At 62.3% G+C, this 3322-nt stretch carries 3 protein-coding genes; all 3 read right to left on the bottom strand.

Features of this window, described 5'->3' with window-relative positions; genetic code table 11:
- Nucleotides 1-340 precede the first annotated feature (340 nt).
- Nucleotides 341-763 (bottom strand): hypothetical protein, encoded by a 423-nt coding sequence (locus tag KAY22_RS26665; RefSeq protein WP_062912950.1) that lies wholly within the window; start codon nt 761-763, stop codon nt 341-343.
- Between the two features lie 11 nt (nt 764-774).
- Nucleotides 775-1716, bottom strand: a complete 942-nt coding sequence (locus tag KAY22_RS26660; RefSeq protein WP_296626091.1) for a zincin-like metallopeptidase domain-containing protein — start codon at nt 1714-1716, stop codon at nt 775-777.
- Nucleotides 1717-1871: 155 nt separating this feature from the next.
- Nucleotides 1872-3322: chromosome partitioning protein ParB (locus tag KAY22_RS26655; RefSeq protein ID WP_296626090.1), on the bottom strand; the 1451-nt coding region annotated here is incomplete at its 5' end.

The following is a 3322-nucleotide window of genomic DNA, read 5'->3' as shown; positions in this document are numbered from 1 at the left end:
GGTCGAGGCCGGCAAGTTGCTCGGAAAATGATGAGTGCATGGGTATTGTCCTCCTGACTGGCGTGAGGCTGACGCACCCGCTCATGGCTGCGCCAGCGAGAGCCCGTCAGGGCCAGCTTGAGGCAGTCTCCGCACCCGACAGGGGGAAACCCGCTTGGGCAGGCTGGCGCGGGCAGGCCAACGGCCCAAAGGGCCGGGCCAACTCGGGCCTGCGCAAGCCGGGTTGCGGCAGACTGGCGGCTGGCCCAGGGCCTCTCTCGCATGGCTTCAGACCATGAGTGCAAAAGCAAGCTTCGTCAGGGAGGACAGGCACTTCGCCACGACCAAAGTGACTGGCGCATCAGGCTACCCGTTTTGCGTAGACGCCCTCACCGTTCGACATGTGACCGAGGCAGACGTAGTCGCCGAACAACGCTTCAAAGCGGGAGGCGATCTGGGACAGCCAGCGTTGTGCCCTCGGCGATCTGGCCGTGCGCCAATCGGCATCCCAATAGGCGCCATCGTCACGCTCGACGATCCACACCGCAACCAGGCCGGCGTAAACCGACACGCCGAAATCCGCGTAGGCATTGCGCATGAGGATGCGGTCTTCGCACCCCCGCCAACCGTCGTGCGCGATCAGGGAAGGGAAAGCCCGCCCAGCGCGCTCACGCAGATCCTCGCGGAGCCATTCATATTCGAAGTCCCAGTCGTCGTCGTTTTCGACTTCGAGCACCGTGAAGGCCACGATGGCCCCGCTGGGGGAGCTAACCGATCGGCCCATGACACCCTCCTTCAGGCGGCCAACGCAGCGTCGGCAGACGCCTCGTCGGTATCTTCGGCAGAGATCCGTCCTCCGAGTTTGAGCAGAAGCCTTGATGCTTCCTCCGCCTTTGCGGCAGCGGTGAGAATGGCACGGTCATCCTGCTTCAGGAGCTTGAGCCAGTGCTCGATATAGCTCGCATGGCTATCGAGGTGGGTGACTGGCAGACCGAGCTCAGCGCCAAGCATGGCGCTCGAAAGTTCGGCGATGAGTTCCTCGGCGGCGTAAGCTGCAGAACCAAATCGATTCTTGAGATTACGGTCGAGGCGGCTGGCATGGCCGGTCCAATGCGACAGCTCGTGTGCGAGCGTCGCGTAATAGTGGTCGAAGCCCGAGAAGAGATGCGCGGGCGGCATTGTCACCCGGTCAGCCACTGGCTCATAATAGGCTTCGTCGCCCTGATGCCGCAGGACGGCCGGAACACTGGCAAAGAATGAGTCGAGTTCAGCCTGACGGCCCTCGGGTTCAACCACTTCAAGCGTCGCGGCGGGATGGAAACGTTCCGGAAGGCCTTCGACCTGATCGGCATTGAAAACCGGATAGGCCTTCAACACGCGACGACTTTCGTCGGTTTTTTCGCCGGTGTCGGGAGCTTCGACTTCCTTGGTGTAGCTCTTGTAGAAGATGGCGATGGTGGATTTTTCGCCCTTGCGCACCTGCGCACCCAATTCTTTGGCCTGATTGTAGGTCATCCAGAACGGCGAGGCGTAACCGCACATATCGGCAACCATCCAGAGCCAGAAAACATTCATGCCGCGATAAGGGACGCCGCACGCGCGTAATGGGCGCGAGATTGGCACACCGCGCCATGGCTTGATCCACGGCTTCGTGCCGGACTCGAGGCGGGCGATGATTTCCTGGGTGATACGGGCAGCAGGCGACAATCCGCTGCTTTGTCCCTTGCGATAGGCCATGTTGGATCTCCTGAAATGGCCTGACGACAGTTTCGTCGGTCAGTGCCGGAGATCCCGGAGCCCCCTCCACTCTCTTTCCATGAAGGAAGCGGCCCCCCGGCATGTGCCGGAGGACCGCTTCACGGTGGCGAGCAGCCGTTCCTGTCAGGAGGAGGTCAGGCGGCCAGCTCGCTCGGGGGCTGATTGTCGTCGTTGGCGACACAATCCGCGTCGGGACCTTGCGCTTCGTTATGGGCAGGAATTTCCGGCTGCTCGGCAAAGCGCATGACTTCGGGCACCCAGGCGAGCGCCCTTTCCCGAACTTCGACCTCGGTAATGTAGGTCCCCGCGAAGACGCGCTCGGCGCTCATCGCGAGATCGCCCTTTTTCACCGATGCGAAGCGCGAGGACAGTTCCAAACCGCCAACGTCGGTGAGCGCATCAAGGATGACCTGCTTCGAGACGCGGTCGAAGTAGTTCGCCGCGGTCGGACGCCACCATTGTGCCATGTCGATGCCGATCGTGCTGCCCAGATGATCCTGGAACGTGATCTGACGTTCGCCAGCCATGTTAAGGCTCGCCTCGAGCGTACGAGCGACGACGAAGCCGAGCCATGCTGCGCGACTTTCATCAGCGAGTGCCCGAAACATCTTGAAGCGCGACGAAGCGTCTTCGCCAGATCGCCAGCTCTCATCGAGACCCGAGCGCAGGTCCGCAAGTGATGCGCTTGCCGGCGCATCCTTCGCTTCGAACCCTACAATCGGACCCGCGGGGACGCCGCCACGCAAGGTCGTGGCCGCGTGTGACCGCCAGTCGTGGGTGTCGGCATCCGCGAGGGTGAAGACCATGATGTCGAGCGAAAGGCCGGGATCCGATGCCACGTGGAGCGCGAGCACGTCACGACGTTGCATCGCAAGTTCGTCGACCAGACGCTTGGAAAGCGTTGCACGGCGTCTGCCATCACTGCCGACACTCGCAACGACTTCGACGACATCTTCGTCACCAACGACTTCGATGTCGCGCTCGCCGTAGAACACCGGCTGGAGAACCGGTGTGCCGTCGCGCGAGAGAACGAGGATCATTCCGGCATCGGCCTTCAGTTCGGGTGCCAGCTCCGGGGGCTTTGCCCGAATGTCCTGGCATTCGCGCTCGATAGCTTCGATCGTCGCCTCGGCCGCAGCAATTGCTTCTTCGGCGCTGTCTTCGTCCTCAAGAATGGCCGCATGCTCGTCGTACGAGGCATCAAGCTCGTCAAGGCGGGCAAGTTCGGCGTCAGTCAACGGAGCCGGCTCGGCTGGAAGTCGAATGAGGCCTTCGACGAGATCGTGACTGGCATAGGCGTCAAGCGTCGGCCTTACCCAGGCAAGACCCTGCTCTGCTGCGAGCGCCTTGGCGCGCTTTTCCATCTCCTCTGCGGCGAGCGTTTCGAGAAGCGCGACATCGACCCAGGACTCGCTGTCATCGTCGTCGAAGAGTTCGCGTTCGATCCGGCCACCTGCAGCGATATAGGCTTCGCGACCTACAAGGCGGGCCCGAGCATCGCTGCCGCGAACCGTGCCGGAGAGCACCATGCGCCGGATACTGTCGGCGCTGGGCGCATAATACCCCGAGGACGCCTGTTCGTAGA

This window comes from Rhizorhabdus sp. (genome assembly GCF_018006725.1).
Taxonomy (GTDB): Bacteria; Pseudomonadota; Alphaproteobacteria; order Sphingomonadales; family Sphingomonadaceae; genus Rhizorhabdus.
The sequence above is the reverse complement of the archived record's forward strand: the minus strand, read 5'-3'. Positions and strand labels throughout refer to the sequence as shown.